Genomic DNA, 25,730 nt, shown 5'->3' with positions numbered 1-25,730 from the left:
CCATCGGATCCAGCTGGAAATGCAGCCCACGCACCGTGCCGACTTCAGCCGAAAGCGACTGGTTGTCCTGCACGAACGCGAAATCACCGACATGCTCGGCAAACAGCGACTGACGGAACGTCTCCATGAAATAGCCGCGGCTGTCGCCGAACTTCTTCGGTTCAATCAGAACAACGTCAGAGATAGCAAGCCTTGCAAAATTCATTTCGTCCGACAATCCTCAAATTTAAAGTGAGCTTCGGCACATCGCCGCTGCAGGGAGTGACCGGCATTTCGAGTGCCAGTCCCGCCTTCCCTTATCAATGCTCGTCATTGTCAATCCGACGGATATAGTTAGCAATACCGCGGCCGAGCTTGGACCCCGTTCCAGTCGACGCCGGTTCGGCGGCGACAGCGTCCAGATCGGTACGCAAAAGATCTCTCAATTCAGTTTCGTCATAGGCAACGGAAAGACCCGGCGCGCCATCCAGCTGCTGGCAGGTCGCAAGTTGGTGGTCATTGCGGTGCTCGCCCAAGGATGCCCTGCGAGGAAAAAGAATGATCGGCTTGTTATACCGACGCGCAGTCAGGACACTACCCGTCCCGGCATGAGAAACGATACGGCTGGCACTGGCGAACCTCTCGGCAAGCTCTTCAGGCAGAGCCATACGGCAAAATTCGAAATTGCGCGGGATATATTGCCCGTGACCGATCTGGGCAAATATCGTTTCGGAAAGATCCGGCGCGATCGTATCCATGATTTGCACCAGGCGATCGAAGGGCAACTGCGTACCCACAGTCAGCAAGATCACAGGATACTACCCCAATAAAGAGGTCCTTTCGGACGGGACAGATGCTGCCATTGCGTGAGCCACAGATCAGCAAACTTGCCTGCAATGCGACCACTCATGGAAAGCTCGATCGAATTCGCGACGCTCTCCACCCATATGGTCCTGCAGCCGAACATCTTTCCGATCATGATCGCGATTAGCCCAGGTGCTGCGCCCGTCGAGATGACAAGATCCGGCCGCTCCCTGCGTATCAGCAAGAAGATATCTCGGGCACACCTGACCACAGACATGGGGGTATCCCGGTTACAATCTTCAATGATGTAACATTTCTCCAATCCGGCGTTTTCTGCCAGCCCCGGAAAGGTGTTCGCATAGATCATTTCGACTCCGGTCAGGTCCTCCCGCAAGACCATCATCTCATCCCAATGGCCCCCGCCAGAGGTTATTGCGAGTACCCTAGTCAAAATTGAACGCCCCTATATTCAACTCAGTTCTTACAATAACGAACCGATAACATTATTTGCCATCGAACTATGTCTACAGCAACGCAATTGAAACTCACTTACATGCTTTTTTAATTTATTATTAACGCTGATGATGTGGTTTTTCTGCCACGAGCGTTCCGGACGCCTCTACTCCCGAGACAAGCTCAATCAGCAAACCCGTGAAGCAGCTTCAGAAGTTCGACCAATCCAACCAATTTGGCATGATTCATCAAATGTGAACCCCACCTCTCGTAACGTTGCTCACTCATCCCTGGTATTGGCACGTTAATGAGGCATTGCTTGGCTACGAATAACGGGCATCCCTCAATCCGATCGGCCCTTGCCGCAACACGGCAGGCATTTGTCGGCGTTGCCATCTTGAGCGCCGTCAGCAACATCCTGATGCTGGTCAGCCCGCTATTCATGATGCAGGTCTATGACCGGGTCCTGACAAGCCATAGCATACCCACACTTGCAGCTCTTTCGCTTCTCGCTGCCGGTATCTATGCCGTTCTGGCAATCATCGAGATCCTGCGCTCGAAAATCCTGCTGCAGATAGGGCGCCGCCTCGACGAGCAGTTGAACATGCCGTCGATCATGGCGACGCTTGCCGTACCTGTCGCCGGCCAGGAAGGCGCTCAATCTGCTCCGCTTCGTGATCTGGACCAGATCCGGCAGTTCATGAGCGGTCCCGGCCCGATCGCGATCGCCGATCTGCCATGGATGCCGATATTCGTCTTCCTGCTTTACCTCTTCCATCCGCTATTCGGCCTTGCCGTCGTCGGCGGCGCAATCGTCCTGTTAAGCCTGACGCTTTGCAGCGAGTTGCTGCTGAGAAAACCGAGCAGGCAAGCGGCGCAGCGGTTGGCCAGTCGCTGGGAGCTTTCCGAAGCGGGCCGCCGTAACGCAGACAGTCTGCGCGCAATGGGCATGCAGACCGGATTTGCGAAGCGGATCGAAACGGCCCATGAGCAATATTCAGCGGAAAACCTTCGCAGCAGCAATCTGACTGCCACCTTCACCGCCATCGCGAAAATCTTCCGGCTCGCGCTTCAATCCGGCATGCTGGCGCTTGGTGCGCTCCTGGTCATCGACCAGCTCGCCTCGGCCGGCGCGATCATCGCTGCATCCGTTTTGACCTCCAAGGCGCTTGCCCCGATCGAAATGGCGACCGGACAATGGCGCAACTTCATCTCGGCTCGCCAGTCCGCTCGACGTCTGCAGGACACTTTCAACCGGATCAGGCCGGAAGCCGCAGAAATGCAATTGCCCGTGCCAAGCAGGTCGCTTTCGGTGGCAGGCCTTGCCGTCGCGGCACCGGGCGACGGAAAAATGCTTGTCCAGAATGTCTCCATCAGCCTGTTTTCCGGCCAGGCCGTCGGAATAATCGGGCCGAGCGGCAGCGGAAAGTCCAGCCTCGGCCGTGCGCTGACCGGCGCCTGGCCTGCCCATAAAGGCACGATCCGGCTGGATGGCGCCGAACTCACGCAGTGGGATAGCGACAGGCTCGGACCTTCGATCGGATATCTGGCACAGAATGTTGAGCTTTTCGCCGGAACAGTCGCCGACAATATCGGGCGATTTTCGCCCTCGGCAACGCCGGAAAAGATCATGGAGGCTGCCAAGGTCGCCAATGTCCACGAGCTGATCCTGTCGCTGCCGAACGGCTATGATACGCAGGTCGGCACCGGCGGCAGCACGCTTTCGGGCGGACAGCGCCAGCGCATAGGGTTGGCGCGCGCGCTCTATGGCAATCCATTCCTCATCGTGCTCGACGAACCGAACTCCAATCTGGACGCTGAAGGCGAGGAAGCGCTGACATCCGCAGTGATGGCTGCGCGGCAGAAAGGGGCGATCGTCATCGTGATCGCCCACCGCGCCAACATGCTGAAGGTCGTCGACCATGTGCTTGTGGTCAACAACGGCACCATGACCGCGTTCGGACCGCGCGACGAGGTTCTGGGGAAGCTGAAGACCAGGCCAGACGAGACCCGGAGGATCGCGTAATGGAAGCGGTATCGGAGAGCCCGGCCAACAAAGCTATCAGACGATATATGCTGCTCGCCGGGGTGACGCTTGGCGGCCTGGTGGCTGGCGCGGGCGGGTGGGCCGCGACAATGAACATCAGCGCCGCGGTGATCGGCAGCGGTGTGATCGGCGTCGAAGGCAACACGAAGAAGATCCAGCATGGTAAGGGTGGCATCGTTCGCGAGATACGCGTCAGCAACGGCACACTGGTTCGCGCCGGCGACATAGTTTTGCGCCTCGACGGCGTGGAGGCCTCCACCACTCGGGCTGCGACGATCAAGGAAATCGATCAGCTGGACGCACGACGCCTGCGGTTGATTGCCGAGCGTGACGGTGTCGAAGAGCTCATCGACCCGATGCAACAGATCGCCCGACTGGAAGACAGGCAGTTCATCGAAGGCTTGAAATCCGAGACCTCGCTGTTCAAGGCGCGACGCGAACAGATTGACAGCAAGACGGCGCAGCTGAAAGAGCAGATTGCACAGATAGAACAGCAGCGGGATGGCACACGCCAACGGCTTATTTCCAATGCGGAAGAAGCTTCGTGGAGTGAGCAGCAGGCGCAGAAGATCGAAAATCTTGCCAAGGAAGGGCTGGTACAGTTCTCACGGCTGGCGGATTCCAAGCGCATGGTCGCACAACTCAGTGGCGAGCGCAGCCAACTTCTGTCGGATGAGGCCACGGCCGGAAAACGGATCATTGAAATAGAGCTGCAGATCGCGCAGCTCGACAAGGATCGCCGTACCGAAGTCCTTACCGATCTACTCGACACTGAAGGCAAACTTGCAAAACTCGCCGAACAGCGGCTGGCACTCGAAGACCAAATAGAACATCTCGATATTCGCGCACCGGTCGATGGCATCGTCCATCAGCTGGCAACACATACGATCGGCGGACTTCTCAGCCCTGGGGAAACCGCGATGAATATCGTTCCGACCCGGGATATGTTGACTGTCGACATGCGGATCAAGCCGAACGATGTTGACCAGGTTTCGATCGGACAGGCTGCACGGCTGCGCTTCTCGGCGTTCAACCAGAGAACCACGTCCGAGATCGAGGGCCGGATTGAAAGCCTGTCACCAGATGTCAGCGTCAACGAGCAGACCGGCGAGACCTGGTATTCCGCCAGGATCGCGATCTCGCCGCAAGAACGAGCAAAGCTTGGCGAGCTGGCGCTCATTCCCGGCATGCCGGTAGAAGCATATATCAAAGCGGAGCCTCGAACCGCTCTCGCCTATATTATCAAGCCAATCAGCGACCAGATGGAACGGGCAATGCGGGAAAACTGAATTCGTCGGCGTTACTAGATGCGGGGACCTTGTGCGTTAACTGAGAATAGTCGTTTCCTCTACGCGAATAATAATAGGCTTTCCGTCACGCCGAACCGATAGTATATCCCAATTCAAAACCATCCCTTCCACTTCTCGGTCAAACCGGGATCACCTTTATTTCGGGGCTTCAAGATATGAAGTATAAAGGGATGCTCGAAGCATCGCTTCAGGACGCCGAGGTTACTCGTGTCGGACTAGCACCCCGTGGCGTGGTGATCGTCTCGACCGGCGGCGTGAAAGGTGGCGGCGGCATCGGTTCCGTCACACGCATGATGACCCGATGGATCAGGGACAATCGCCGGGATATTCACGTAGAACCCATCGACCCGCGGGGTGAAGGTTCGATCGCGTGGTCACCGCTCTACATTGCCGCTGGACTTGTCAAAATCCTTGCGCTCAGGCTTTCGGGAAGAGCCGACATACTTCATCTCCAGGTCTCGGAGCGGATGAGTTTTCCTCGCAAGGGGATCTTCCAGATATTCGGTCGGCTGATCGGCATGCGTGTTGTGCTTCACCATCACGGGGCGGAACTGGTGCCGTTTTATCGTGAGGCCTCGCCACGGATGAAATCCCTCGTACGCCGGATGGTTCATGGGGCCGATATCAATATCGTGCTCGGAGAAGTCTGGCGCAAACTGCTGACAGACGAGATGGATCTCGACCCTAAAAAGGTGACCGTGCGCTTCAACGCGGCGGAGAATGTCGGAGCGGGAGCGGATACCGCCGACCCATGGCATTTCCTGATCGTTGCGAACCTCTCCCCCCGCAAGGGCGTGGGCGAGTTGCTGCAGGCTGTGGCACGACTGAAGGCTGACGGTCATCCGATCCGCCTCACTCTTGCCGGCGGCGGGCAGATCGACCGCTATAAGGCAGAGGCCGAGGAACTTGGCATTACCGGGCGTGTCGACTTCACCGGCTGGGTATCCGGCAAGGATGTACACGGGCTTTTACGCTCTCGCAGCGCGCTCGTGCTGCCGAGCTATCAGGAAGGGTTTCCGATGGCGATCATCGAATCCCTTAGTGCCGGCCTGCCGGTTATCGCTACACCCGTCGGCTCGATCGGCGAAATGATGAAGAACGGTGACGACTGCCTGCTCGTTCAACCCGGCGATGTCGACGGGCTGACTGCCGCACTGTTGACGATGGCGACCGACGCGGCCTTGCGCGACCGCTTGAAGGAAAATGGCAAGGCGCTCTATGCCCAGCATTTCGACATCAACGGCTACATGCAGCGCATGATCGCGCTTTACGGAAAGCTGCTGGCTGCCTGAAAACCACCGACCAGATCAGGACTTTTTTTCCCTATGGCTTTTCACATCGTCCTCAATCGCCCCATGGACCTCACCGCCATTGCCCGAAGTGCCGAAGAAGGTTTGAACCCCGGCAACTCCATGGCGGAGCTGCAGCATGAGCTTGGCGCACGCGTCCATGACGGCTCGGACGTCACGCCGGACTGGCTCGACAAAAGCGTCGGCAAACTGACACGCATGTCTCCGCTCTGGTGGGCGATCGCGCGCAAGCTGCGCCGCGAAGTGCGCCCCGGTGACGCAATATTCTGCACCGGTGAAGATGTCGGCCTTCCCGTTGCAGCACTTTGCGGCGGCGCGCCCGATGTGCATGTGACGATCATGAACCATTCGGTCGACAGCAGAAAAAAGCAGCTTGCACTCACGCTTTTGAGGGCGCGCAACAGGGTTTCCGTGTTTTTCGCCGTCTCCAAACCCCAGGTCTCGTTTCTCCGCCGTTACCTGCAACTGGGCGAGGACCGGGTCAAATTCGTCTGGGACCAGACGGATACGCAATTCTTTACCCCCGGTCCGGTTTCGCCCGACAAGGCACGCCCTCTGGTGATGAGCGTCGGCCTGGAAAGACGCGATTACAGCACACTTGCCGCTGCCACCGCCGACCTTGATATCGACGTCAAGATCAGCGGCTATTCGGCCGACACGCGCGTGCTCTCGCGCGCCTTTCCGGCGACGCTACCGGAGAATATGACGCGCAAATTCTACTCCTGGCCGGAGTTGCGTCAGCTCTATCGCGATGCCGATGTCGTGGTGGTCAGCCTCTTCCCGAACACCTATGCCGCAGGGGTGCAGGGGTTTATGGAGGCCCTGTCTTCCGGACGTCCCGTTGTCGTTACCGGGACAGAGGGACTGGAGGGCTATCTGGAGGATGGCGGGCCTGTCCGTCTCGTCGCGCCGGGTGATGCCATCGCAATGAAGAAAGCGATCACCGACCTGATAGCAGAGGCAGCGAACGCGCCTTCCATCTCCGATCAAGCGATAAGTCTGGCTCAGAAACGCCATAGCTGTGAGGGCTATGTTTCGACGATAGCCTCGACGCTACGTGCGCTCACGGTCGGCGCGGAGAAACGCTGAAACACGTCGCGATCTTTCAGATTCGCGTGCCGTGCTTCAGCTCTTTGCTTTGCGCGTGCCTTTATCCCGAAACCGATGACCACGTTCGGGAGACATGCTGTAGGATCCGTGTCGGCAGGCGATCCACTTATTTCGCGGGAACGAACGGGAGGCCAAAAAGGGCGCGCATCAGCGTGACCAGTCGTTTGGTCTGTTTTCTACGCAAAGAACGAATGACATTACGACCGATATCGAGGACCACGAAGGGCAGTGAAATCCTGGAATATCGCGCGCAAAACCGAAGCTGGTTACGGATCATGTAATATTCGGACAAAGGCGATGATTGCCCTTCGGTGTCGTGCGTGCCTATCGATGCGCCGACCTTGTGATAAACCACGGACCTGGGTGCATACCCCAACCGGAACCGCCCTTTGGCACGCATCGCCCACTCAATTTCCTCCCAATAGAGGAAATAGTCTTCCTTCATCAGACCGACCTGCTCGAGAAAAGCCCTGCTGACGAACATTGAAGCGCCGTTCACATAGGTCATATCCGCCTCGACGGCTGTGGCATCGATGGGATCGTCGCGTTTGGCGAAAGCGCCGAGTGCAAAGGCCCAGCCACGCAGTGGCCTGAATTTGGACCCACCCCACGTCTGGATCGTATCGCGCTGTCCCGCATAAACGAGCGTCGACCCGCAGATACCGATCTCGGGGTCAGCCTCCATCCGCTTGCACAACCAGGTCAGAGCGTCCGGCTCGACTTCCGTGTCATTGTTGATAACCCAGAAATAATCGCAGCCGTCCTTCAACGCGCAGCGCATGCCGACATTGTTGCCGAAAGCGTATCCGCCGTTTCGCCCAGTCTGAAGGAGCGTCAAACTGTTTTTGCCGTCAACTTCGGGAATGCTGCCGGTATCGACGCTGGACGGCAGGTCGAACAGATCACGCAGCTCAAAAGCCGTTCTGCCAGATGCTTCGCGAAGCATGTTCAAGCGATCGATGGACAGACCAATCCAATCCCGTATCTGGCGCACCGAATTGTCGGAGGATGCATTATCACAGACGTAGATGTGCAAATTCTCGTTCTCAAGTCCGATCAGGCTCTCGATGCAAGCATTCGTATCGGACCAACCATTCCAGTTCAAAACGACGACAGCAAGTTTTGTCATAAGATATCCATTGAGCTATTCCCCAGTATTACCATGAGAGAATAAATTGTCTCGAAATAAGTCCCGTGATTGTTAATTCCGAACGGCATCAATGGATGCGATAAACGTGGATAGGCTTTCCAAAATACGCTAAAACGCGCTTACTCGGGCAATTAAACCTTATAGGCGGTGTCTCTCACAGCCTTCTTATGCTTATATGCCTTGCCGAAAGCCGCCAGATACCATCATCATGAGCCGAAACGAGAAGTTGCGATTTCCTTTCCCGGTTGCGCCAAGCGTTATTTTATAGACAAGTAATTCAACACAGAACGGAATTCTGCCATGCTCATATCGGTGCAATATGCTCGCGCAGTAGCCGCTCTACTTGTGGTTACCGGGCATGTTTCCGGTTTTTCGGCATTTCAGGCTGCTTCCACGACCCATTTCGGCGGCGTTGGTGTCGATATATTCTTTGTCATCAGCGGCTTCATCATGTGGGAGACATCGAAGGATCAATCCCCTGCTGATTTCCTCCGTCGACGCATAGCGAGGATCGTCCCACCCTATTGGTTCTATACGACACTGCTTGTGCTCCTGGCACTTGCTGCTCCAGCATTCACGCCGAATATAGAACTGAGCACGAAGGCATTGCTCGGCAGCTATTTCTTCATTCCGTATACGGATCACCGTGGCTTGATGAACCCGATCCTGCTGCAAGGATGGACGCTCAATCTCGAAATGTATTTCTACATCGCTTTCGCGTTCAGCCTATTTCTTGCAGATCGCCGAGCACGCTTTCTCGCCGTTTCGGCCTTCTTCGCGATCGCAATACTGATCGGTCTTTTCGCTGACAGTTCATGGGCGGCCATTAGCCGCTTTACCAGTACAATTCTTCTCGAATTCGTCATGGGAATGGCAGTTTCAGCGATATGGCAGCGCTGGAAGATCAGCTTCTCGGCTGCATTGGCAATCTTGCTGCTCAGCGTAGCAGCTCTTCTCTACGCAGAGATCAGACTGCAGAATTCCGGCATCAACTTCATCGTCTTCGGTATTCCCGCAGCATTTTTCCTGCTGGGATTGCTGAACATGGAAACGTCCCTGGCAAAACGGCCCCTACCCTGGCTGGTCGCAACAGGCGATGCATCATATTCACTTTATCTGGTGCACCCATTCATACTGAGCGCAGTTCACATCATTTTTCAGCGCTGGCTGCAAAACTATCTGGGATCGGATAGCATGATCTTGGCCATCACCTTTGCCCTGACCGCAATAGTCACTTCCGTAATCATCAGCTATCTTTCCTATATGTTGCTGGAAAAGCCTGCAGGGCGATTTGTACTCAAGCAACTTTCCGGAGGTCGGAACATTGAGCGGAAGCGCAAAATGGCTACGGTCTGAGGCGGTTGTTCAAGCCGCTTGCCTGTTTCAATTGGCTGCAATATTAAATTGATACACTCGTCCAAATGCGACCACCCCTCACAAATATACAACAAGGATAGGTAGTATATATTTACCATCTCCGGGCGTTTCCCGACATAAAACCGCGTAAATTCCCAAATAAAGACCAGATAGATAAAATTCTAAATTTTATTTTTTCCTGAAAGTGAAAGCGGATCCGTAAAACACCCCCATACTTAAAAGGGGTATCGATGATGGATCTTGGTATTAATCTTTGGGGAGCAGACTGGGTCTTCGATGGCACCTACATGGTGCCAACCACATCGCAGATCGATTATTTCGCTTCTAAGGGTTTCACAAACATCCGACTGCCCTTCAATTGGGAGACGATGCAGAATTCGCTCGGCGGACCTCTCAACGCCGATCTTCTCAAAAGCATCCATCAGGTCGTCGACTATGCGGCCTCCCAAGGCATCAGCGTCATCCTGGACGTTCATAATTACGGAAAATACAACGACCAGCTGATTGGCAGCCCGGAGGTCCCGGTCTCGTCATTCGTCAACCTGTGGAGCAAGATCGCCAGCGAATTTGCGGATGACAGCAACGTTCGCTTCGGGCTGATGAACGAGCCGCAACAGGAGAATGCCAGCGACTGGCTTTCCATCAGCAACGCTGCGATCGCCGCAATTCGCGAGACAGGCGCCACCCAGCAAGTGCTGGTGCCCGGCATCGGCTGGACCGGAGCGTGGAGTTGGACGAGCGGCGACAACGCCAAGATCATCGGCGCCGAGGGCGCCATCGTCGACCCCGCCAACAACTACGCAATCGAGGTCCATCAGTATCTCGACGACACTTCGGGCCAGCATGAGTGGGTCGTTTCGGCAGATATCGGCGTGGAACGACTGACTGCCATTACTGAATGGGCACGTGCAAACGGCGTTTCGCTTTATCTCGGCGAATTCGGCGTAGCGGACAATCCGCAGGCGCTCGAAGCACTCGACAAGATGATGGCTTATCTGCAGGCCAATGACGACGTCTGGACCTCCGCATCCTACTGGGTCGCGGGAACGGCGAACCCGACATATATCTACACCGTACAGCCTGACCTAGGTGTTCTGGACGTACCTCAAATGGACGTGCTGGAGAAATATACCGGTGCGGTCGTTACAGAGACGGTCCTCAAGGATGGGACCGTCCGTCACGATGTCTATGCCCAGGATGGCAAAACAGTCACGCTCAGCGACGTCCTCACCAAGAACGGCGAGCTTTTGTCTCGCAGCATTTTCGATGCCGATGGCAACCTGAGCTCAAAAGCGGTCATTGCGGTCGATGGAGGCATAACCGTTACCGTTTACGGCGAGGCTGGCAAGGCCTACCCGGCGACCGAAACGGTCTACAATTCCGATCACGAACGCATTCAGGAAAGCGTCACCGATGCGACCGGCATCACGATCGAAAAGCTCTATGAGCCCGGCGCCCATGAAGCCTATCAGGAGACCAGCTATCACGCGGATGGCAGCCTGAATTATGTAACCGAGCATATTGACGGGCAGCATATCAGCGAGACTTATGAAAATGGCGTTCTGGCCAAGATCGAGGTCTATAACAGCTCATGGACGCTCGTCAGCCGCGACAGTTTCGATGCCTCCGGAAACCTGACCGGGCGGCAGGTCGACAATGCAGACGGCAGCCACGACCTTTCAACCTTCAACGCCAAGACTGGCATTATCCAATCCGTGACGGAATATGCGGCGAACTGGACGGTTTCGGGTACGACGAGCTACGATTCCAAGGGATATCCAACGCGGCAGGTTTCCTACGAAGCCGATGGCAGCCGGACGATTACCTCCTACAAAAGTGGAAGCGATGCGCTGTCGCAGTCGCAACATCTGACTGCGGAAGGAAAGCTCGCCTCGCTCACGACCTATAGCGAGGCCGGACAGACGACGAGCACATATGCGCCACCGGGTTCTGCGCTCGTGGTTTCCACCGTCGTCATCGAAAATGGCGTGGTGGTTTCATCGGTCCAATATGCCTATGATGCCAAGGGGCTCATCACCACGGTCGAGCATGTCGAGGCAGACGGCAGCCGGACGATCGAGAACTATGACGACACGCACCAGACCAGCCCCGTTTCCACCACCGCTTACGATGAATCGTGGAAGCTGATCAGCGTCACCTATTTCGACGACAATGGTCGGGTGAGCGTCATCAACGCTGTCGGAGACAATGGCGTCAATACGCTGACGAGTTTCGTTGCCGGCACCAATGCCGTTTCGCAAGTCGAGGTCTATGTCGACTGGAAGCTACAGTCCCGCACCAACTACGACGAGAACGGTTCGATTTCGAAAATCCAGACGGATCATAACCAAGGCACGCATGAGGTTCAGACCTTCACGCCCGAACAGCAGGATCATCCAACATCCACAACCCTTTATGATGCCTCATGGAAGCTCGTCAGCGTCAGCTACTTCGATGACATCGGACGGACGACTGCTGTGAACGTCGCTGGCGAGAACGGCCTCAACACCCTCACGAGTTTCGTTCCAGGTACCGACGACATCGAACAGGTCGAAGTCTATGTCGATTGGAAGCTGCAATCCCGCACCGATTATGATTCGGATGGCAAGATTTCGAAGATCCAGATGGATAACGATGACGGAACGCACGAGGTTCAGGTTTTCACAGCCGAGCAGCAGGGTCATCCGTCATCGACCAGCCTCTATGATGCCTCCTGGAAGCTCGTCGCGTACACCACGTTCGGCAGTCATTCCAATGACGGTTCTGGTTCAATGAGCTTCCTGGTGGCCGGCGACAGCGTCGATGCCGCCTATTTCGAAAGCGCAGCGGCGGGCGACGAAACCTCCCCCCACACATATGCCTTTGCACTCGACGATCAGGCCGGGGCGAATTTCGGCGACGAAACCTTCTCTTTCGCGGAGGCCGGTTATGCTGATGAGGTCTTTTCCACCGCTAACCATATATTTAACGCCTTCGACGACACTACTGTCGTATCCCCGCATTATGATTTAGTGTAGTCGTGATATGTGAGCCTGAAGACTGAAGAGGGTGCCTCATCCTCTCCGTGTTATTGGGACCATTGAAATATATTCACGATTTTAATCTCGGGGCACGCCAAATATGACTGGCAGACTGCATCTTTCACCTGCGGAATGGCCAGCACGCTCCGGAAATGTCCCCTCTCTCGACGGCGTACGTGGATGCAGCATATTGCTGGTCCTGATTGGCCACATGCTGCTTCCTTCAAGCCTTGTCGGGATAAGCGCGATCGGTCTGAAGGTCTTCTTCGTGCTCAGCGGCTTTCTGATCACAAGACTGCTGCTGGCCGAGAACAAGAATTCGGGCGGTATCAGCCTCAAAAACTTCTACATCCGCCGAGTGCTGCGCCTCTATCCCGTCCTCATCGTCTATGTCTGCGTCACCGCGACCACCATGATGCTTCGCGGACAGCCTGTTGTTCCGGTCGAAGTCGCATCGGTCTTTTTCTACTTCGTGAACTATCTGATTATCCACTACGATCACATGGGTTATCCGCTGACGCTACCCGTCGGCATACTCTGGTCGCTATCGGTGGAAGAGCATTTCTATCTTTTTGCTCCGCTCGCACTGGTTCTGATGCGGGGCGAGGCCAGGAAAATGCTGATCCTGGCATTGGCGATCTGCGTGATCGCGCTCTGCCTGCGGCTCATCTATGCGTATAGCGAGCCAAGCATAGTCAACACGCTCGAACTGTACCAGCGTTCGGAAACAAGATTCGATTCCATCGCCTTCGGCGCGATCCTTGCCTGCCTGCCGGAATTTGACAGGGGCCGCCGCCTGATCACGTTCATGACCAGAAGGTCCGTATTTTTCGTCTCGGTCGCCATCATGCTGGCAACCTTTGCCCTTCGCGACAGCTATTTCCAGAATACCTGGCGGTTTACCTTTCAGGGCCTTGCGCTCATGCCGATCCTGGCATCGGTTATCTTTGCCAAGCCGGTTCCGCTTTTCAACCGCGTCCTCAATCTTCCGGTTATGATCTGGGTCGGGGCTTTGAGCTACTCGCTTTATGTATGGCATGGAGCCGTCGTTTTCTTCTTTTCGGCCTGGCTCGAATTGCTACCCCATGTGATCATTTCATGGGTTGAATTTGCGATAGCCTTCGTTTTTGCCATCCTGTCCTATTATCTGCTCGAAAAACCAATCATGGGGCTTCGCAAACGGTTCGGACATCGGATCACGCCGGTGGAGGCCACACCGTCACGTCTCCAGACCTCCGTGCAGACGAGCTCTGCAGCGAGCCCGAGCTGATCAGGCGCGCCACGGATTTCTCCTTCCATCCCTGCCCTAATTTCAAGACGTTGAAGATCGCAGCGATTTAAACCCAAGTCGAATTGAACCCTATTGCCGAGGACCTGCATGCCTGAGATTTGCCTGATGACCAAGGCCTGGAGATCAGGTGCAGCATGGGTTGCCCAGATGCTGGCTCAAGCGATTGCCGAGCAAGGTGCAACCATCGCCTTCGTCGCGCCACTTGCAGATCCCGCTGAACGTGATCCCAGACATCCTAATCTTACCCGCATCGCCCAGCCGCGCGAACTTGTGGGAGACCACCCGAAGATCAAGAGGATCGTCGCGTCCCTCTCCCGCATCGGGCTCAGCGTCTTTTCCGTCCTGAAGCTCAGGTTCACCACACGCAATTTCATCTTCACAATTCCTGAGCCGCTGCTCTTCACGCTGCCGATGCTTGCCATCCTGCGCCTGACGGGCGCGAAAGTGATCTTCATTGTGCACGATGCGCAACCACACGCCTGGGCACTTCCCAAAGCACTTCGCGGGATCGAACGCGGCGCCCACGCGCTATCATATCGTCTGTCGACGATGCTGGTTACGCTGACGCCGGCGGCAAGAGACGCGCTGATCCAAGATTTCGGCATTCGCGACAGCAAAATTCACGTTATCCCCCACGGTCCATTTACCGTTGGCAAGGCAACACCGCTTCCCGGCTCCGGCAGGCTGCTCATCTTCGGTTCGCTGAGGCGGAACAAAAGCGTGCTTGAGGTCATTCGGGGGGTCGCTCTGGCGCGTCGTGCCGGATCGGATGTAACCCTTGTGCTTGCAGGCGAGCCGCTTAAACAGGAGCCTGGCTACTGGGACGAATGCCTTGCGGCCATCGCCGAAGACCCTGCTGGCTTCGATGTCCGAGAAGGTTTCTTGCCGGATGAAGCGCTTCCCAATCTCATCGCGACAGTCGACTGCTTCATGCTCGCCTATCAGAATTTCAACTCCCAGAGCGGCGTCGGAGTTCTGGCCGCACTTGCGGCAAGACCAGTGATCGGCACGAGATCAGGCGGTCTCGATGAGCTTTTCGAGCGAGGGCTCGCCGGCCAGCTGATACAGGATGCGGTGACACCCGAAAGCATTGCCGCGGCTATCATCGAGTTCCGCCGCGAAGACCTCAGCGCATGGCGACGGAAAGCCGAAGATGGCGCCATCAAGGTCGCTGACACGCTTCGCTGGGATACTATCGCCGACGATTACATAGCACTCTGCCGCAAATCCTGAACGGGTTTGCCCAACGAGATGCCTGTTTCTGGCATACCATATACCGGACAGGAACAGGTCGTTGTTTACCATCAATATATTGCAAGCGCGGAACAAACGCGCATCCATTGATTGTGACCGTCAATTACATTATGACTTACTAATAAAAATACGGGAGGCATCAATGGCGGTGTTTCACCTCGAAAGAGCATCCGCTAACGGCAATAAAAAGAAAGCAGGATCGACTTTGCACGGGTGGCCACAGCGGCTTAGTGCGGCGATCATGGTTCCCCTTGTCATTGGGCTTATCATATTGAAGCCGACATGGTTTGAGCCAGACGAGTAGCATCTCGCAAATTCGGCTCCACGATTGGCCCGGTCCGAATTGATACGATTAGCAACCGTTCGCTAAAATTCGAGCATTGCACTTAAACAGACAGAAAATCGCAGGTGGTACACCCTTGAGAAGGCGGGATCAGATGACGATCCCAGGTACTTTTCGTCGGAGAGCATCATGCTTGCCAAGACTGTTCTGGCTGCTTTGCTGATATCATCGGCCCTAGGTGTGGGTAGCGCTTTCGCCGGCCCTGCCGCGGGACTTGCGCGCCCTTTGCGCAGCGCGCCTCCCAGCCAGTTTATCACGGCGACAAAATTTACCCTGGCGCCCTTCGCTTTTGTGCGCTTCTGCAAGGACAATAGTGGAAGCTGCGATGCCGGCCGCGGCGATGCGGAAGTCACATTGACCCCTGCGCTACGGGCCGAACTGCTGCGTATCAACTCCACGGTGAACAAAGCGATCATCGCGCAGAATGACGATGACGGCGACGACGTGTGGGCACAGGACGTCACGGCGGGCGACTGCGAAGACTTTGCGCTGACAAAACGTCATCAGCTGATCAAGGCCGGATGGCCGACCAGAAGCCTTCGTATCGCAGTTGCGAAAACCCGTGCCGGAGAAGGCCATGCCGTACTTGTCGTTCGCACATCAGAGGGGGATCTGGTGCTCGACAACCGGAGCTCGGCGGTCAGGGCCTGGAACCAGACGGATCTGAAATGGATCAAGATCCAGTCCGGTGACAATCCTCGCCTGTGGTACGACATCTGACGCCTTCAACGTCCATTCGGATTCGCTCGCAAGATCTTGGCGGGCTGTTTTCACGCCTGCATTCATCTCGTAACGGATTGCACGTCTCGGGCAGGCCCTTCAGTTTTTGACCCAGTCGCGCCTGCTGAGCAGGCTTCAGACCGGCTTCCTCGGAATAACACACTGGGGCTGCACGTCGTTGATGACGCGCTGAACCGCCTGCGAAGGCGAAGCAAGAAAACGACGCATATCGTTGCCACTGGCGGAACATATCGCCCGGACATCATTGGCAATAATTTCGCCGACGAGTTGCAGGCTTGCCTCCGTGAGATGTCCATAAAAAGCGTAACGCGCAGCCAGAACCTGTGGCTCCGCCGGTGCGTATAGCTGGGAATTGTTCAGAAACTGAAGCATTTCGCCCGGCTGTTCGCCGGTCGCCTGATGCAATCTGGCCAGTTTAAGCCAGAAGTCCCCATTCGTAGGCAAACAACCCAATGCGTGGCGACCAAAGGCTGCGGCGCGCTCCATGGCCATCACCCAACTATCATAACCGGTATCCTGGTTTTCAGTATCAAGCTCCGCCAGCAAAATGGTGTAACCGCTTTTGACGAATATCCCCTGACAGATGCCGGCTTCCCTTACACCCTCCGCAACAGGAACCAGCTCCCTGACCGCCTGCGTTGCCGTTGGCGTGCCGCTTTCAAGGCGGTGAGCCATGGGCAAAAGCGCACCGAATCGGACAAAACGCGAGATCTGTGTCGCGGAAAGCCACAAGACAAAGATCGACAGCGCGAGGAGGATGCCGACAAGCGCAGGGCTTCTTCCACGATGCATGTGGTTTAATTAGACTCGTGATAATAGCGAGAGTAGCGGGAGTAGTAATAATCATTGGAGCCATAGTCGTGGTACAGCTTCAATCGATCCTGATCGACTTTGTTGAGGATCACACCGATGCATTTGTCCCGCACCTGCGGATTTGCATTGAGGACTTCGATCGCAACCCGTCGCGCCGTCGCGCCCCATTCCGCCACGAAGATGAAGCCATCGATGCGATCCGCAATTGCGCGCGCATCCACAACCGGGCCGAGCGGCGGCAAATCGACAACAATATAATCGTACTGTTCGCTCACCTTCTTCAGCAGCCCTCGCATGCCTGACGAAGCCAGCAGTTCGGAAGAGTGCGGCGTTCTCTGGCGCACTACGGCCGGCAATACCGACAGGCCGGTTGCATCGTCGCTCAAGAGCAGGCGATCCAGGTCCTGACCGTCCAGCAGTGCTTCCAGCAAGCCTGCATCGGCATGCCGTGCAATGGCTCGCGTAGTACCAGGATTGCGAAGATCAGCATCGATCAGAAGCGTCTTGCTGCCCTGGCGGGCAAGAAGTTCAGCGAAGTTGATCGAGATCGCAGACTTTCCTTCGGCCGGCAGTGACGACACGATGCCGATCACCTTGCAGGGCTTATCCGAAAAACGAAGATCTGCCGCAATCTTTGCGCTTCTGAGAGTTTCGGCAAACGGTGACAACGGGTGCTCAACCACATAAGTCACGAGCGGGCTTGTTTTCTGAATGAGCCCCGGCTTTTGCTGGACGCCGCTCTTGGCAGGGTTTGCTGCATTCGGAACAAGCGGCGTCATACCGAGGAATTCAAGGCCCAGGTAATCCTGGACCTGTTTTCCGGTACGGAAGAACCGGTCCCGATATTCCCTCCAGCCTCCGACGCCCGCACCTGCAGCGGCCCCCAGAAGGAAGAAAAGTGCAAGAGTGAGAGGCTTTTTCGGATGACTGGGGCCTGCCGGCGGCACTGCATTGGTAATAATGCGCGCTTCGGTAACAGGGAAAGACTGTTGCTGTATTGCTTCCTGATACCGCTGAAGGAAAGTCTGATACAGATTTTTGTAGGTCTCTGCCTCGCGCTCGAGTTCACGCAGCTGAACCTGGGTCAGGTTGGCTGTCGCGCTCACGCCCGTGGCCTGGCTGACAGATTGCGTCAGGCTTTTCTCGCGCGCAACGGCAACGTCGAGATCGCTCTTGTAGCTTTCGGCGATGCGATTGAGTTCAGCGAACATCTGTCGCTGATATTCGGCCATTTCGCTACGCAGGCGAGCAGCCTGAATGTGGTTCGAACCCAGCCGGTCGGAAATTTCCGTCTCACGCTTGGATGCAGCAAGATATTTCTGCCGCAGTTCATTGGCGACGGGATTGTCGAGCAGGTCGGTCACCATTGCATCGGACTGGCCCGATGCAATGATACTCTCGATGCGCTCAAGGCGTGCCTGCGCCTTGGACGTATCGGACTGAGCGACGATCAATGCGCTGTTCAGTTCCGACAACTGCTGATCGGACATCAGCACGCTGCCAGCAGCAACGAGTCCATGCTCGCCGCGGAATTTCTGAACCGCGAGATCGGAGTCCAGTGCCTTCTGGCGCAGTTCCGCAATGCGATCCTGCAACCAATCACTTGCACGACGCGTCGCATCATATTTCGAATTCAGCTTGTCGACGAGATAAGAGTCACCGATCGCGTTGGCGACGCGCGCTGCCATATCCGCAGATGGAGACCTGTAGCTTACTTCCAGAACGTAGGTGCGATCCACCCTCATCACACTCATATTGGCAAGGACCGCATCAGCGGCCGCACGGCGCTTTTCCTCGCTTGTCGGGATTTCAGCCGGTTTGGACCCAAGCCAACCGGTCACCGTTACCAGCGACCGCACTGTTCCCATGATCGTCTGTATCAACGAGGGTCTTGCGGTCATGAATGTCGGATCGTTCGACAGGTCGAGCTTGTCCACCACGGTCAGAGCCACGGTATCCGACATCAGCAACTCAACCTGGCTGAGGACAGTCGGTTCGTCATCGGTAACACCGCCGATGGTGGAAAGCTGCTGGACGACCTCGCTGTTACCGCGGTCGATCAGAATCTTCGTGCTCGCGGTATAAAGCGGCACGGCGGTGATGATGTTCACGACGCCGAGAGCGAGCGCCACAGCAATGCAGACGGCAACAACCAACCATTGCCGGCGGGCTATTGCGAAAATCGCCTCGAAGTCTATGCCACGGGGCGAATTATCGTCATCCGTGTCGTCAACCCGCCAGTTTCTCTGAAAGTCCCGGTTATGGAGCTGCAATTGACGACCTCGATGTGGGATGGCTTAGCAGTTCGGAGTGGAGCAGCTTATCTCGCCGTTATAAGTAACGTTCCGCAGACTGAAGGTCTGCACAGTCGTCGGCGTTGAAGTCGAGCCGTCACCGGAAGTGCCGGAACCACCGTCGGAGGCCCCTCCTCCGCCGATCGCAGATGCGCCGCCGGCCGCCGCAGCACCGCCACCAGCGCCTCCGCCGAGCGCCGCGGTCTGTGTTTCATTCAGACCTGAAGTAAATGCAGTCTCAAGCCCGGCCACTTCGACATCGGCAATCGCGGCCTGGATCTGGGCAACATATTCAGGATCAGCTGCAACGCATGAACGAGCAACGCGCGCGAGACCGGCGCCGATCGCGGCGGCCTGGGATGGGCTGGCCTGCTTGGCAAGAGCCAGAAGCGGCGCGAGCGCATCGGCGCTGGAACCGGCAAGAGAGCGCACCTGGCTGGAAAGGGTGAGGCCACCTGATGGAAACTGGGTCAGCAATGCATCAGGGGCATCGAGAAAGGCCTGAATATCGGCGTTCGGCAGCTTGGCCGGCTCAACGAAACAACCTGCAGCCGGAGCGCTTGTCTGAGCGCTGGCGCCCGCTACTCCAAATACTACCGAGATAATCGCACCTGCAGCGGCGACTTTAGTGATGTTATTGATATAACGAGCACGCATTATACTTCTCCACCTTAGGCACTTCGACTGCAGCTTTTGCACGGATACATGCCACGATCAAGTTAAAGGTTAAGCCAAAGTTAATAACGATAGAAACCCAATATTTACGTCAGTTTAGGTCCCGAATAGCATCACGCGTGGATACTGCGTCGGACGTTACGCCGGAAGCAGTCGATGTGACAGAATTCAGGATTTCCAGGAACTTCAGGACTTCCACGGAGTCGGAGTTCGATACGTAGATGACGTCCTTGTCCTGCATCGGGAACTTCTGTACCGCGAAGAACGCACCGGGATCACGAAGATTGGCGCGGAAGATGACAGGAACGGTGTCCCCCGCAAACTTCGCCGTATCTACACCGAGCTTGGACAGGAAGCTCTTTTCCACAGTGCGATAGAGCATCAACTGAGCCGGGTTAGCCCGTGCATCAAGAAGCCCGCCGGCCTTGCCGAGGGCTTCACCCAAAGTCAGATTCGACTCCTCGAAATCGAAGCGACCATTCAGGCCGGATGCACCGAAGGCCAGATAGGTACGACGCTCGCGATCAACGAGGATCGTGTCGCCGGGAGCAACATAGATATTTTCAGACGGCGTCGCCACGAGATGATCGTACTGTACGGTCGCAGATTTACCACGCCGCTGTAGCGTCACATAAGTTTCGACGCCCGGCGCGCTCAAGCCACCGGCTTCCGACAGGACATCGAGAATGCGTTCGCCAGCTTCCGTAAGCTCGATCTTCGACGGAGTGCGAACGTCACCGAGAACGGCAACCTGTGCCGAACGGCTTTCCACCTTCGTTATAACTACCTGTGGCTCGATCGCGCGGTTAGCGAGAACGTCTTCAATGTCACGCTGGACATCCTCAACAGGACGACCAGCAGCACGAACACGGCCAGCATAAGGAACGCTCAACGTGCCATCGCGGTCGATCGTCTGCTGCGGAAGCGTTACATAATTGCCGGGACGGCTGCCTGCGTCGTTGGGGATGAACAAACCGCCAGATTGCGATTCAAAAATGGAAACCTGAACGATGTCACCGACACCGAGGGGCAGGCTCGGAGCGCCACCACGCCCACCACCGAAACCACCAACGAGCGAGGTGGTGGTTGCCGACTGGACAAAATTCAGGACGGTCTTGTTGAGATCGACCAAAGCATAGTCGATGCCAACAGCCTGCGGTTTTTTCGCAGAGGTTACCCTCGCCGTCGCCTGCGCCTCGACATCTTTCACTGCCGGGCCGGAGCTCGGCAAGGATGTGCAACTCGTCAATGCCGTCGTCGACATGATGAAGAAAGTAGCGGCGGCTTTGATTTTCACTTTTTATCCCCTGGAACCCGTCGCCAATATGCATGAACCAGCAGCTCTGGCCAGACCGGTTGCCCGACCAAATTGAAACAAGTAGTTCTTGCCGACGAGCTGTTGCACCCTCGCAACATATTACAAATGCACGAATAACGAATGGTTACGCTTAAGTTAATCCCGTACAACAACTGGGCGATGAAATGTTCAAAAGCTTAGTTAACAGGCATCGCCTTCATTCCTGATCGCAGCAGCAACCGATTTTCTGCCAGTAACTCAGCGGGAAAAACACAGCGAAATAACAGTCCTCAATTTTCGACAAGAAAAACTAAGGATTGATATTTCCACTCTTCACAACCATCGCGGACATCATGCCGACGATGATTTTCCTGGCGGGTTCAGGCTGATTGTTACGAGTGGCGCCAGCAGGACCGCGACGATGACAGCCATTCCCGAGATCTGCAGTGAAAAGTCGAAGGCTGAATGGATGGCGACAAGTAAAAGAGCAGAAAGGCCGATCTCTGGCCCAAAGCGCAGCCCACGCCGCTGCCGCAAGCCGATCCAGAAAAAGCGGAGCAACATCAGAAATGCCACCATCGCCATCATCACAAACATCAGGCCGAATGTAAAAATCCCCTCCAGATAGAAGTTATGCGCCCGGCTCCAGATACCATAGAGGCCACAAGCCGGATCGCGGTAACCGGGAAAAACATCCTCAAAGCTTGCAAGACCCGCCCCCCACGGAAATTGGTTGGCGACTGCAGACAAGATGCCCGGCATGACGCAGTAACGGCTATCGCCAACCCCTTGCGTCTCGGCCCGCAACAATGTTCTGCCGCCGAAAACCTGAAGTACCAAGAACAAGATCAGCAAGATGGCGACCAATTGGAGGCTGCGCTTCAGCCACGGCGCGATGCGCGGTGCGGAAAACGGCCGTCCTACTCTTTGTCTTTTAGACCGGCGGAACAGCCGGAGCACAAGGAGGCAGGTTATTGCAACGAGGCAGGAGAAAAGACCAGCGCGAGATTTAGTCAACATGAGCGCAATCAGCGAGGTCGAAAACCACAGCCCATATCCAAGCGTTTGCCACTTGCTGTCGCGGTACCACCAGCGCCGCAAATCGGCAAAACCGATCCCCGGATCACCTAGCGCGTGAAGAAGCAAGGCGAGGTTCAGCAGGAGGATCAGACCAAAGTAGGTGGCGGCGGTATTTCGATTGACGAAAAAGCCGGTGAGACTATCCAGATAGGCAATCTTGGGCCAGAAAAGCAAGGCATCCGGCGCAATCTCGAATTGGAGGATAGACAGGACAGAAACGATCCCACCCGATACCGCAAGGGCTTTGACAGCTCCGACTGCACGATCATCGGTGTCGAACAAAAGTAAGGCGAGCACAAATATCCCGAGCGGCAGGGCGATCCGCAAGGCAGAGGGCCAGTCGTCTCCCGGCGTAAGCGATATGCTGGCGCCGACGGAGGGCGAAATGCCGGCAACATCCTGCCACGCAGGCTGTGCGAACAGAGCTGAAGGCAGGGGCGTCACCTGTAGCGCAACCCACGCAAAAGCCATGATGATGAGAACCAGAGCCGAAACCAAGGCAACCCTGGTTCGCTCCGATATGCCGTTTATGATCGACACAACGGCGATCATCGAGAAGATTGGCACGACCATTAGCGCGACCGTCTGGATCTCGACGGCACCGTAATTCAGGAGCCCGATCACGATCGGCCCCCAGAATAGCAAGACCAGCATGTAGCGCAGCCCCTTGCTGCCGGTGCGTTCCAGCGAAAGTTCCGACATCATCCCCTTCAGGCCCCTTCGCCCTGTGCCCGGTCGCTTTCGCAATAGACATCAAGACAGCTCATAAGCTCCCGCACCCGCCAGCAGTGTCGAAATCAGCATCCATACTGTCGGCCACGGCTACAGACGTGAGCTTGTATCGAATACGTCGATGTAACGAAAGCATAGACGACAGTAGAGCAAAGCATTTTTTTCACACACTTAAAAAACCCGTGCGCATCACCATGCAAGCCGAAAGCAGCTGCAACGAGCCATCTTGGTGATGGTGATAAAAGCACCACGCAGTGCTTTGCGATCCTCCTGTAAGAAATTCGGCCGGCCGAGTGAGACTGCCCGATCTGCTCAGCCTCAAGAACTCGCCGACGAGACATGCCGACCTGTCGCCGAACTCGCCCCCCCCCCGCCCGAGCTGCCAGTCGAAAGGGTCGATCAGGAACGCTCATCCACAGGCAGGTCGTATTGTTCCAATGCACATTCCCGAAACGGCGCGTCTGGCGCCAGCCGCAATTAAAGGAACATCAACCATATCATTTGACAGCGTTTTAACCATCGCCAAAGCCGAGGCATGATCAGAATCATGACAAGGCGTTTTAAAAACTATCTCCTGGTTTTCAGTATCTCGCTGGCGATGTGGGCACTCGTCATCGGGTTCATATTTTACATGTGGTAATGCGACACCCTCCGGACAATAACGCAAAAGTTGCACCATTTCCCGCCCAGCGTTATTGCAAATTCACACAACAACTCCCGAAAATAAAGGCGTACGGACGGCATAGGCGCACGCAAACCGCGCATCCAGGAGAGAGATGGATGCGCCCTGACCCACTATAAACAGGCACGGATCAACCGATATTACTTGGGATTGTTCACTTAAGTGCAGCCCACACGCGTGCATATACATCGCAACGGGCATCGCATTTAACCTTTTTTTAATTTCTTCGCTGACAGCGCGATAGTTGTGCGCTATTAGATCAATATAAAGTTGATCCATAATATACTTTTGCGGTGAATCCGGTGAATATCCTACAGTTGGACGGACCCGAAACATTATCTCCCAATAGCGCGGCATCGCAATTGGGGTTGAACCAGCTACGGACCAGGATTTACTGGCATTTCGTGGCCAAAAGGCTCATCGACATCATAGTTTCGGCCAGTGCTCTGGTAATTCTGGCACCTGTGCTGCTGACTGTCTGCCTACTCATCAAGATTGAGAGCAAAGGTCCGGTTTCCTTCAGGCAGAACCGATGGGGCAAAGATTGCAAGCTTATCAGAATCTATAAATTCCGCTCCATGTATATCGAACAATGCGACCACTCCGGAGTTGCGCAGACCGTTCGGGATGATCCACGCATCACCAGAGTGGGGCGGGTCATCCGGCGCCTGAATATCGACGAACTGCCACAATTGCTGAACGTGCTGAAGGGGGACATGTCGCTTGTCGGCCCTCGCTGCCACGCTGTCGGGATGCTTGCGGCCGGCATACCCTATGAAGAACTCGTGCCGGACTATCACGATCGGCACACAATGCGCCCCGGCATGACCGGCCTTGCCCAGATGCGCGGCCTCAGAGGACCGACCGATCGTGCCTCCAAGGCAAGGGCGCGCATTGCCTGCGACCTCCACTATGTCCAGAATTTCTCTCTGTGGATGGATATTTCAATCATGGCGGGAACCGTCTACTCCGAAATCAAAGGCGGCAACGGGTTTTGAGCATGGCCTGGCGCGCAACTGTGCTAAGCCATAATCGCCCCAAGCGCATTATCATCCGCTTTGCGAAGCAAGTTTCAGGCTGAATCGGCTGACGGTGGGTATTCTGCTGATAACCGTCGCCGAGTTCAGGCGTTAAATATATTTTCTGAAAGTCGGGCAAAATCTTAGCGTATCGTCTAAGTAGACGAAGCTTACAATATGATGGATTGGCAATGAAATTCGGCACGAGCGGACTGAGAGGCCTGGTTACCGATCTCGAAGGTCGTGCATCAGCACTTTATGCGCAGGCATTCGCGACCCATCTGATCAGAAGCGGGCTTGCGAAGACCGGAGATCATATTCTGGTTGGACGTGACTTCCGCCCTTCCAGTCCGTCCATCGCCGCAACCTGCATAGGTGCGCTGGAGCGCGCGGGACTGGTCCCACTCGATTGCGGAGCGCTGCCGACACCGGCACTTGCCCTTTACGGACTTGAGATTGGCGCCGCTTCACTGATGATCACCGGTTCCCATATTCCGGCCGATCGTAACGGCATCAAGTTCTATCGCGCCGACGGCGAAATCGACAAACAGGACGAATTGCAGATCTCGGCGATCGCCGCCGAACTGGGTGATGCCGAGATCGATGCAACGCCTGGCACGGCAGCCGACAGAAGCGAAACTGCGAATGCGCTGTTTGCCAAGCGTGTTTTATCCATCCTGCCGGCCGGCGCGCTCACCGGACTGAAAATCGGGGTCTATCAGCATTCGACCGTCGCACGCGACCTGCTGGTCGAAGCGATCCGGCACTACGGAGCCGAGGTTGTCGAACTCGGGTTTTCGGAGGATTTCATTCCGGTCGATACCGAGGCCGTTTCACCGGAGACGATCGCGTCGCTGCGCCAATGGGTTCGTGAACATGGTCTGGACGCGATCGTTTCAGCCGATGGCGACGGAGACCGCCCTCTCCTGTCCGATGAAACCGGCGAGCC

Annotated in this window: 21 protein-coding genes; 12 read left to right on the top strand and 9 right to left on the bottom strand. The window is 55.9% G+C overall.

Annotated elements, in window-relative coordinates:
- The 3 genes from JZX87_RS29925 to JZX87_RS29915 all read right to left on the bottom strand — a co-directional run.
- Positions 1–205 (bottom strand): dTDP-4-dehydrorhamnose 3,5-epimerase family protein (locus JZX87_RS29925; protein WP_206829485.1); only part of this gene is annotated, 205 nt, incomplete at its 3' end.
- 94 nt (positions 206–299) lie between these two features.
- The gene (locus JZX87_RS29920; protein WP_183685038.1) at positions 300–791 is read right to left on the bottom strand and encodes a glycosyltransferase; all 492 of its coding nucleotides are present in this window, start codon (positions 789–791) and stop codon (positions 300–302) included.
- Positions 788–1,150 carry a glycosyltransferase family protein gene (locus JZX87_RS29915; RefSeq protein WP_206829484.1) on the bottom strand — a complete coding sequence of 121 codons (363 nt, stop codon included), beginning with the start codon at positions 1,148–1,150 and terminating at the stop codon, positions 788–790. The genes JZX87_RS29920 and JZX87_RS29915 overlap by 4 nt, the downstream gene beginning before the upstream one ends.
- Before the next feature lie 405 nt (positions 1,151–1,555).
- Here JZX87_RS29915 and JZX87_RS29910 point away from each other — a divergent pair, with 405 nt between their 5' ends.
- From JZX87_RS29910 to JZX87_RS29895, 4 genes are all read left to right on the top strand, one after another.
- Positions 1,556–3,262 carry a type I secretion system permease/ATPase gene (locus tag JZX87_RS29910; protein WP_286195192.1) on the top strand — a complete coding sequence of 569 codons (1,707 nt, stop codon included), beginning with the start codon at positions 1,556–1,558 and terminating at the stop codon, positions 3,260–3,262.
- Positions 3,262–4,572, top strand: a complete 1,311-nt coding sequence (locus JZX87_RS29905; RefSeq protein WP_206829482.1) for an HlyD family type I secretion periplasmic adaptor subunit — start codon at positions 3,262–3,264, stop codon at positions 4,570–4,572. The genes JZX87_RS29910 and JZX87_RS29905 overlap by 1 nt, the downstream gene beginning before the upstream one ends.
- A gap of 176 nt (positions 4,573–4,748) precedes the next feature.
- Positions 4,749–5,885, top strand: a complete 1,137-nt coding sequence (locus tag JZX87_RS29900; RefSeq protein WP_206829481.1) for a glycosyltransferase family 4 protein — start codon at positions 4,749–4,751, stop codon at positions 5,883–5,885.
- Between the two features lie 33 nt (positions 5,886–5,918).
- Positions 5,919–6,992 carry a glycosyltransferase family 4 protein gene (locus JZX87_RS29895; RefSeq protein ID WP_206829480.1) on the top strand — a complete coding sequence of 358 codons (1,074 nt, stop codon included), beginning with the start codon at positions 5,919–5,921 and terminating at the stop codon, positions 6,990–6,992.
- A 127-nt stretch (positions 6,993–7,119) separates the two neighbouring features.
- Here JZX87_RS29895 and JZX87_RS29890 read toward each other — a convergent pair whose 3' ends face one another.
- Complete coding sequence (locus tag JZX87_RS29890) at positions 7,120–8,142, bottom strand: glycosyltransferase family 2 protein (RefSeq protein WP_206829479.1); 1,023 nt, start codon at positions 8,140–8,142, stop codon at positions 7,120–7,122.
- Positions 8,143–8,463: 321 nt separating this feature from the next.
- Here JZX87_RS29890 and JZX87_RS29885 point away from each other — a divergent pair, with 321 nt between their 5' ends.
- From JZX87_RS29885 to JZX87_RS29865, 5 genes are all read left to right on the top strand, one after another.
- Positions 8,464–9,519, top strand: a complete 1,056-nt coding sequence (locus JZX87_RS29885; protein WP_206829478.1) for an acyltransferase family protein — start codon at positions 8,464–8,466, stop codon at positions 9,517–9,519.
- A gap of 254 nt (positions 9,520–9,773) precedes the next feature.
- Entirely contained in the window at positions 9,774–12,557 is a 2,784-nt protein-coding gene (locus tag JZX87_RS29880; RefSeq protein ID WP_206829477.1) for a glycoside hydrolase family 5 protein, read from the top strand.
- A gap of 103 nt (positions 12,558–12,660) precedes the next feature.
- Positions 12,661–13,830 (top strand): acyltransferase family protein, encoded by a 1,170-nt coding sequence (locus tag JZX87_RS29875; RefSeq protein ID WP_286195191.1) that lies wholly within the window; start codon positions 12,661–12,663, stop codon positions 13,828–13,830.
- 108 nt (positions 13,831–13,938) lie between these two features.
- A complete protein-coding gene (locus JZX87_RS29870) occupies positions 13,939–15,084 on the top strand; it encodes a glycosyltransferase family 4 protein (protein ID WP_183826985.1) in 1,146 nt (381 codons plus the stop codon).
- A 493-nt stretch (positions 15,085–15,577) separates the two neighbouring features.
- Positions 15,578–16,168 carry a transglutaminase-like cysteine peptidase gene (locus JZX87_RS29865; protein ID WP_206829475.1) on the top strand — a complete coding sequence of 197 codons (591 nt, stop codon included), beginning with the start codon at positions 15,578–15,580 and terminating at the stop codon, positions 16,166–16,168.
- Positions 16,169–16,303: 135 nt separating this feature from the next.
- Here JZX87_RS29865 and JZX87_RS29860 read toward each other — a convergent pair whose 3' ends face one another.
- From JZX87_RS29860 to JZX87_RS29840, 5 genes are all read right to left on the bottom strand, one after another.
- Positions 16,304–16,864 carry a hypothetical protein gene (locus tag JZX87_RS29860; protein ID WP_206829474.1) on the bottom strand — a complete coding sequence of 187 codons (561 nt, stop codon included), beginning with the start codon at positions 16,862–16,864 and terminating at the stop codon, positions 16,304–16,306.
- A 122-nt stretch (positions 16,865–16,986) separates the two neighbouring features.
- Entirely contained in the window at positions 16,987–19,200 is a 2,214-nt protein-coding gene (locus tag JZX87_RS29855) for a polysaccharide biosynthesis tyrosine autokinase (RefSeq protein ID WP_206829487.1), read from the bottom strand.
- Positions 19,201–19,299: 99 nt separating this feature from the next.
- On the bottom strand, positions 19,300–19,953 hold the full coding sequence (locus JZX87_RS29850; RefSeq protein WP_206829473.1) for a hypothetical protein: 654 nt from the start codon (positions 19,951–19,953) through the stop codon (positions 19,300–19,302).
- Between the two features lie 109 nt (positions 19,954–20,062).
- Complete coding sequence (locus JZX87_RS29845) at positions 20,063–21,268, bottom strand: polysaccharide biosynthesis/export family protein (RefSeq protein ID WP_502711354.1); 1,206 nt, start codon at positions 21,266–21,268, stop codon at positions 20,063–20,065.
- Between the two features lie 351 nt (positions 21,269–21,619).
- Positions 21,620–22,675, bottom strand: coding sequence for an O-antigen ligase family protein (locus tag JZX87_RS29840; RefSeq protein ID WP_206829472.1), 1,056 nt, complete (start codon positions 22,673–22,675; stop codon positions 21,620–21,622).
- Between the two features lie 142 nt (positions 22,676–22,817).
- On the opposite strand from JZX87_RS29840, the gene JZX87_RS29835 reads away from it, so the two are divergent.
- The 3 genes from JZX87_RS29835 to JZX87_RS29825 all read left to right on the top strand — a co-directional run.
- Entirely contained in the window at positions 22,818–22,955 is a 138-nt protein-coding gene (locus JZX87_RS29835) for a hypothetical protein (RefSeq protein WP_206829471.1), read from the top strand.
- Positions 22,956–24,124: 1,169 nt separating this feature from the next.
- Complete coding sequence (locus JZX87_RS29830; protein ID WP_286195193.1) at positions 24,125–24,760, top strand: sugar transferase; 636 nt, start codon at positions 24,125–24,127, stop codon at positions 24,758–24,760.
- Between the two features lie 212 nt (positions 24,761–24,972).
- Positions 24,973–25,730 (top strand): phosphohexomutase domain-containing protein (locus JZX87_RS29825; protein WP_502711353.1); only part of this gene is annotated, 758 nt, incomplete at its 3' end.

This window comes from Agrobacterium sp. Ap1, from assembly GCF_017313375.1.
GTDB lineage: Bacteria > Pseudomonadota > Alphaproteobacteria > Rhizobiales > Rhizobiaceae > Neorhizobium > Neorhizobium cellulosilyticum.
The sequence above is the reverse complement of the archived record's forward strand: the minus strand, read 5'-3'. Positions and strand labels throughout refer to the sequence as shown.

What these genes read in the sequence shown, in the direction of transcription:
- JZX87_RS29865 (WP_206829475.1), top strand. Translation starts at nt 15,578, where the DNA reads ATGCTTGCCAAGACTGTTCTGGCTGCTTTGCTGATATCATCGGCCCTA.
- JZX87_RS29835 (WP_206829471.1), top strand. Translation starts at nt 22,818, where the DNA reads ATGATGATGAGAACCAGAGCCGAAACCAAGGCAACCCTGGTTCGCTCC.
- JZX87_RS29895 (WP_206829480.1), top strand. Translation starts at nt 5,919, where the DNA reads ATGGCTTTTCACATCGTCCTCAATCGCCCCATGGACCTCACCGCCATT.
- JZX87_RS29875 (WP_286195191.1), top strand. Translation starts at nt 12,661, where the DNA reads ATGACTGGCAGACTGCATCTTTCACCTGCGGAATGGCCAGCACGCTCC.
- JZX87_RS29905 (WP_206829482.1), top strand. Translation starts at nt 3,262, where the DNA reads ATGGAAGCGGTATCGGAGAGCCCGGCCAACAAAGCTATCAGACGATAT.
- JZX87_RS29890 (WP_206829479.1), bottom strand. Translation starts at nt 8,142, where the DNA reads ATGACAAAACTTGCTGTCGTCGTTTTGAACTGGAATGGTTGGTCCGAT.
- JZX87_RS29850 (WP_206829473.1), bottom strand. Translation starts at nt 19,953, where the DNA reads ATGCGTGCTCGTTATATCAATAACATCACTAAAGTCGCCGCTGCAGGT.
- JZX87_RS29880 (WP_206829477.1), top strand. Translation starts at nt 9,774, where the DNA reads ATGGATCTTGGTATTAATCTTTGGGGAGCAGACTGGGTCTTCGATGGC.
- JZX87_RS29915 (WP_206829484.1), bottom strand. Translation starts at nt 1,150, where the DNA reads ATGATCTATGCGAACACCTTTCCGGGGCTGGCAGAAAACGCCGGATTG.
- JZX87_RS29870 (WP_183826985.1), top strand. Translation starts at nt 13,939, where the DNA reads ATGCCTGAGATTTGCCTGATGACCAAGGCCTGGAGATCAGGTGCAGCA.
- JZX87_RS29885 (WP_206829478.1), top strand. Translation starts at nt 8,464, where the DNA reads ATGCTCATATCGGTGCAATATGCTCGCGCAGTAGCCGCTCTACTTGTG.
- JZX87_RS29900 (WP_206829481.1), top strand. Translation starts at nt 4,749, where the DNA reads ATGAAGTATAAAGGGATGCTCGAAGCATCGCTTCAGGACGCCGAGGTT.
- JZX87_RS29860 (WP_206829474.1), bottom strand. Translation starts at nt 16,864, where the DNA reads ATGGCTCACCGCCTTGAAAGCGGCACGCCAACGGCAACGCAGGCGGTC.